Origin of the sequence: Streptomyces ossamyceticus (genome assembly GCF_001418475.1) — a bacterium.
Lineage (GTDB): Bacteria > Actinomycetota > Actinomycetes > Streptomycetales > Streptomycetaceae > Streptomyces > Streptomyces ossamyceticus.
Window position 1 is genome coordinate 1 of record NZ_LIQX01000395.1, and the last position, 6050, is coordinate 6050.

The 6050-nt window shown below is 70.1% G+C and carries 6 protein-coding genes; 5 read left to right on the plus strand and 1 reads right to left on the minus strand.

Going from position 1 to position 6050, the window contains the following annotated elements:
- Positions 1 to 70: 70 nt before the first annotated feature.
- On the minus strand, positions 71 to 1399 hold the full coding sequence (locus AOK15_RS26945) for a nicotinate phosphoribosyltransferase (protein ID WP_055520954.1): 1329 nt from the start codon (positions 1397 to 1399) through the stop codon (positions 71 to 73).
- Between the two features lie 112 nt (positions 1400 to 1511).
- Between AOK15_RS26945 and clpS the strand changes: the two genes are divergently transcribed.
- The 5 genes from clpS to AOK15_RS26970 all read left to right on the plus strand — a co-directional run bounded on the left by clpS (position 1512) and on the right by AOK15_RS26970 (position 6008).
- A complete protein-coding gene (gene clpS, locus AOK15_RS26950; RefSeq protein WP_055520955.1) occupies positions 1512 to 1829 on the plus strand; it encodes an ATP-dependent Clp protease adapter ClpS in 318 nt (105 codons plus the stop codon).
- 69 nt (positions 1830 to 1898) lie between these two features.
- The gene (locus AOK15_RS26955) at positions 1899 to 2501 is read left to right on the plus strand and encodes a DUF2017 domain-containing protein (protein WP_055520956.1); all 603 of its coding nucleotides are present in this window, start codon (positions 1899 to 1901) and stop codon (positions 2499 to 2501) included.
- A 392-nt stretch (positions 2502 to 2893) separates the two neighbouring features.
- Complete coding sequence (locus AOK15_RS26960) at positions 2894 to 4339, plus strand: amino acid permease (protein WP_055520957.1); 1446 nt, start codon at positions 2894 to 2896, stop codon at positions 4337 to 4339.
- 98 nt (positions 4340 to 4437) lie between these two features.
- A complete protein-coding gene (locus AOK15_RS26965; RefSeq protein ID WP_055520959.1) occupies positions 4438 to 4860 on the plus strand; it encodes a M67 family metallopeptidase in 423 nt (140 codons plus the stop codon).
- 77 nt (positions 4861 to 4937) lie between these two features.
- A complete protein-coding gene (locus AOK15_RS26970; RefSeq protein ID WP_055520958.1) occupies positions 4938 to 6008 on the plus strand; it encodes a LacI family DNA-binding transcriptional regulator in 1071 nt (356 codons plus the stop codon).
- Positions 6009 to 6050: the final 42 nt, after the last annotated feature.

The following is a 6050-nucleotide window of genomic DNA, read 5'->3' on the forward strand; positions in this document are numbered from 1 at the left end:
TCCGCTCCCCGCGTGCGCCCGCGCCCGCTCGCTCTCGCGTGGGCCGGCACGGACTCCCGGCGTACGCCTCTCAGGCGTACTCGGTGGGGAGGACCGGCTCCCCGCGGGACAGCTGGGTCGCGGACAGCGGCAGCCTCGCGCGGGCGGCCGTGTGACGGTCCCGTACGGCGTCGAGGGGCTCGCGGGCGAGGACCCGGCCCTCCCTGACCAGCGGCACCAGGAGCTGGTGCTCCTCCAGCTCCGCCGGGACGGGCCCGGTGCCGATGACCTCGGCCTCGGCGACCCCGTGCTCGTCCACGCGCCGGGCCGCCCACTTGCGGCCCCCGACGGACGTCTTGCCGCCGGTGGACTTCTTCGCCACCGGCACCAGCGGCGCCGTGGGATCGGCGGACTCCGCCCGCGCCACCAGCTTGTAGACCATGGAGGCGGTCGGGTGCCCCGAGCCGGTCACCAGCTGGGTGCCCACGCCGTACGCGTCCACGGGCGCCGCCGCCAGCGAGGCGATCGCGTACTCGTCGAGGTCGGAGGTCACGATGATGCGGGTGCCCGTCGCCCCCAGCTCGTCCAGCTGCTGCCGTACCCGGTGGGCCACCAGCAGCAGGTCGCCGGAGTCGATGCGGACCGCGCCCAGCTCGGGCCCGGCGACCTCCACGGCCGTCCGTACGGCCTCGGTGACGTCGTAGGTGTCGACGAGCAGCGTGGTGTCGCGGCCGAGGGAATCCACCTGGGCCTGGAAGGCGTCCCGCTCACGGTCGTGGAGCAGGGTGAAGGCGTGGGCGGAGGTGCCCACGGTCGGGATGCCGTAGCGGAAGCCCGCCGCCAGGTCGGAGGTGGAGGTGAAGCCGCCGACGTACGCGGCGCGCGAGGCGGCCACCGCGGCCAGCTCGTGCGTGCGCCGGGCGCCCATCTCGATCAGCGGGCGCTCCCCGGCGGCGCTGGACATCCGGGAGGCGGCGGCCGCGATCGCCGAGTCGTGGTTGAGGATGGACAGGATCACCGTCTCCAGGAGGACGCACTCCGCGAAGGTGCCCTCGACCCGCATGATCGGCGAGCCGGGGAAGTACACCTCGCCCTCCTGGTAGCCCCAGACGTCGCCGCTGAAGCGGTAGCCCGCCAGCCAGTCGAAGGTCTCCGCGTTGACGACGGAGCGCTCGCGCAGGAAGCCGAGGACACCGGGGTCGAAGCGGAAGTTCTCCACCGCGTCCAGCACCCGGCCCGTTCCGGCCACCACGCCGTACCGCCGCCCCTCCGGCAGCCGCCGCGTGAAGACCTCGAACACCGACCGCCGCTCGGCCGTGCCCGCCTTCAGGGCGGCCTGGAGCATCGTGAGTTCGTAGTGGTCCGTGAAGAGCGCGGTCGAGGGGACATCCACCGGCAAACCAAGGTCCGCTGTGTTCATGGCAGGGATCGTACCCCCATCTCGTCAATCTGACGATTTCCGGGTCCGTTTTCTGACGGACCCTCCGTCGCACGGGTCCCCGTTTGTGCGGGGACCCCCCTGTGGTGGCAGCATGGGCCGTGTGACGGCAGCCGCACCCATGGAGATCGAGAAGACCGAATCGGCGGAGGAGGTCTTCGCCGTACCCGAGCCCGATGTGCCGTGGGTGACGATCGTCCACAACGACCCGGTGAATCTCATGAGCTACGTGACCTATGTCTTCCAGGCCTATTTCGGGTACTCGAAGGACAAGGCCACCAAACTCATGCTCGACGTCCACCACAAGGGCCGCGCGGTCGTCTCCAGCGGAACACGCGAGGAGATGGAGCGCGACGTCCAGGCCATGCACGGCTACGGTCTGTGGGCCACGCTCCAGCAGGACCGGAAGTAGCCACGGGCGGCAGCCGCGGGCCGGACGACCCGGCCTGACACGACACGACCGGAGTGAACGACCAACCCGATGCCAGGAACCTTCGAACCGCTTCCCGGCGGCGGCGCGGCCGTCGCGCTCGACGAGGTCGAGATCTCCATCATCCGCTCGCTCGCGGTCCAGCTGCTGGAGCTGATCGGTCCGGGCCCCGCCGAGGAGGCCCCCGACGACCCGCTCGCCGAGCTGTTCGCCGAGGGGCCGAGCGAGCCCCCCAAGGACCCCGTGCTCAGGCGTCTCTTCCCCGACGCCTACAGCGACCCCGAGGGCACTCCGACGGCCGACCAGGCCGAGGAGCAGCGGGCGCATTCTTCCGAGTTCCGGCGCTTCACCGAGAACGACCTGCGGGCCGGCAAGCGGGACAACGCACTCGCGGTGATCCACTCCCTGGACGGGATGTCGGCTGCCGGTGAGGGCGGCGCCGTGCTCAAGCTGTCCGCGGACGAGTCCCGGCGGTGGCTGGGCTGCCTCAACGACCTGCGCCTGGCCATCGGCTCCCGGCTCGACGTCGTCGACGAGGAGGACACCGACCTCCTCTACCGGCTGCCCGACGAGGACCCGCGCAAGCCGATGGTGATGGCGTACCTGTGGCTGGGCGGTCTCCAGGAGACGCTGATCACCACGCTGATGCCCTGAGTGCACCTCCGCCGGGGGCTCCGGTGGCGGAACTCACGGTTCCCTCCGGAGCCCTTCCGGGTTGGCTTCGCGTTCGCTCAGAGGACACTCAAATCCGGATAACGATCGTGTCACCACAGCGGTGAGGGATGCCCTCAGGGGGGTTATTTGTCCGCTTCTTCCTGTGTTGTGCGCCACAAAACGCCTCGCCGATCAAGATTGCGGCCGTGATAAATCTTCACGACCGCCCGGGGGACACCACCCTTGTCCACCGGGTGCGCCACCGGCCGACGACCGTCGGCCAGGCACGAGCGAACCAGCTCAGCTCCATCACATCCGGGGGGATCGGAACCCGATCCGGGGTCGACGAACGACTCGGATCGGCCCAGCGTGGAGAAAGGCGCACAACACACATGACCTCCGCTCAGGTCGACAACAACGGCAACGACGCCGTGCGCGGCGAGGCCTCCGAAGAGGGGTACGAGCGCGGGCTCGGCAGCCGCCAGGTCCAGATGATCGCGATCGGCGGCGCCATCGGCGTCGGGCTCTTCCTCAACGCCGGTGCGAACATCGCCAAGGCCGGACCGAGCCTCATCCTGATGTACGCCGTCGCCGGCGTCATCATCTTCTTCATCATGCGGGCGCTCGGCGAGCTGCTCCTGTACCGCCCGGTCTCGGGCTCCTTCGCGGAGTACTCCCGCGAGTTCCTCGGCCCGTTCTTCGGCTACTTCACCGGCTGGACGTACTGGCTGCTGTGGGTCGTCACCGGCATGGCGGAACTGACCGCCGCCGCGATCTACATCAACTACTGGTTCCCGCAGATCCCGCAGTGGGTCTCGGCGCTGGTCTTCCTGGTCGTCCTGTTCGTGGCCAACCTGATCTCGGTGAAGCTGTTCGGCGAGATCGAGTTCTGGTTCTCGATGATCAAGGTCACCGCCATCATCGGCATGATCGTGATCGGCCTCGGCGTCCTCACCTTCGGCTTCAGCGCCGCCGGCGACACCGCCGCCGTCTCCAACCTGTGGGCCTTCGACGGCTTCTTCCCCAAGGGCATCGGCTCGTCCCTGATGACCCTCCAGGGCGTGATGTTCGCCTACCTCGCCGTCGAGCTGGTCGGTGTCACCGCCGGTGAGTCCGAGAACCCGGAGAAGACCCTCCCCAAGGCGATCAACACCCTGCCCTGGCGTATCGCGCTGTTCTACGTCGGCGCCCTCACCGTCATCCTCTGCGTGGTGAAGTGGACCGAGTTCGCGCCGGGCGTGAGCCCGTTCGTGAAGGCGTTCGCGGTGATCGGCATCCCCGCCGGTGCCGGCATCGTCAACTTCGTCGTGCTGACGGCGGCCCTGTCCTCCTGCAACTCCGGCATGTACTCCACCGGCCGCATGCTGCGCACCCTGGCCGACAGCGGCGAGGCCCCCAAGGCCTTCAACAAGCTGTCCGTCACCAAGACGCCCGCGCTCGCCATCGGAGTCTCGGTCCTCTTCATGGGTATCGGCGTGGTCCTCAACTACGTCGTCCCCGACAAGGCCTTCGAGTACGTCGTCTCCGTCGCCACCGGCGCCGGCATCTGGACCTGGCTGATGATCCTGGTCAGCCACGTCCGCTACCGCCGCGCGGTCGACGCGGGCCGCCTGCCCGCCTCCTCCTTCCCCGCCCCGGGCGGCGCGACGGGCAGTTGGATCGCCATCGTCTTCCTCCTCTTCGTCACCGGCCTCATCGCCTACGACCACGAGGCCCGCGTCAGCCTCTACGTCATGGCCGGCTGGGCCGCCGCCCTCGGCGTCGGCTGGCTGGTGCTGAAGTCCCGCAACCCCGAGGTCACGGGCCGCCGCGACCCGGACCTGGAGAAGGTCGGCTGACCGCTCCACCCACGGAGGCCACCGGCCTCCTGCCCGGCATGTGGGCCGCCGCGTACCAGCCTTCGGTACGCGGCGGCCCTCTGCTTATCCTGACGAGCATGCTGACCATCACCCAGGCCCTCGTCGACCAGATCGTCGCCCACGCGCGCAAGGACCACCCGGACGAGGCGTGCGGCGTCGTCGCGGGCCCGGCGGGCTCGGACCGCCCCGAGCGCTTCATCCCGATGCTGAACGCGGCGATGTCGCCCACGTTCTACGAGTTCGACTCGGGCGACCTGCTCAAGCTCTACCGCGAGATGGACGACCGCGACGAGGAGCCGGTGGTCATCTACCACTCCCACACGGCCACCGAGGCCTACCCCTCCCGCACCGACATCTCCTACGCCAACGAGCCGGGCGCCCACTACGTCCTCGTCTCCACCGCGGACACCGACGGACTCGGCGACTTCCAGTTCCGCTCGTACCGCATCGTCGAGGGCGAGGTGACGGAGGAGGAAGTCCACATCGTGGCGGCGTACTGAAAGCTTTCGACGTTACCGTGGCCGGGCAGGCCAACCCACCCCAACTGCCCACTACGGAGACGGTGTTGACGCAGCCAATGGCACAGACACGACGACTGAACGGACAGCGCCCCACCCTGGAGGACGTCGCACGCGGCTCGGGGGTCTCCAAGTCCACCGTGTCCCGTGTGATCAACGGCGAGGGCAAGGTGCGCGCGGAGGTCGTCGAACGCGTCCGGGAGGTCGTCGCCGAACTGGGCTACGTACCGAACTCCGCCGCCCGGCAACTGGTCACCCGCCGCAACAACGCCATCGCGGTCGTCGCCAGCCAGCCGCAGAACCGTCTCTTCATCGACCCCTTCTTCGACCTCCACTTACGCGGCATCCGCAAGGAACTGGTCGCCCACGGCGCCCAGCCGGTCCTGCTGTTCCTGGAGGAAGAGGAGGAGTACCCGCGCGTCGGCGACTTCCTCGGCGGCGGCCACGTCGACGGCGCCCTGCTCTTCTCGCTGCGCGCCTGCGACCCGCTGCCCGGCATGATCGAGCGGCTCGGCCTGCCCGCCGTCTTCGGCGGCCGCCCGCTGGTCCGCGGCGGCGAGACCGTACGCGAGTGCGTGTACGTCGACGCCGACAACCGGGGCGGCGCCCGTGAGGCCGTCCGCCATCTGGTCTCCCTCGGCCGCGAGCGCATCGCCACCATCACCGGCCCCTACGACCAGGAGGCCTCGGCGGTGGACCGCCTGGACGGCTACCGGGACGTCCTGCTCGACGGCGCCTCGCCCGAGCTGATCGAACGGGCCGACTACACCCGGCAGGGCGGCGCCGAGGCCATGGCCTCGCTCCTCGACCGGCGCCCCGACATCGACGCCGTCTTCGTCGCCTCCGACCTCATGGCCTCCGGAGCCCTCCAGGTCCTGCGTGAGCGCGGACTGCGGGTCCCGGACGACATCGCCGTGGTCGGCTTCGACGACCTCGCCCCGATCGCCGAGCACACCGACCCGCCGCTGACCACCGTGCACCAGGACATCGAGGGCATGGGCCGGCTGATGGCCCGCCTGCTGTTCCGCCGCACGGACGATCCGGCCGCGCCCGAGCCGTCCGGGGCGGAGCCGGGCGCCCTGTCGTCGGTGGTCACCCCCACCCGCCTGGTGGCCCGCCACTCGGCCTGAACGCGCCCACGCCCACGCCACTCGGCCTGAACGCGCCCGCGC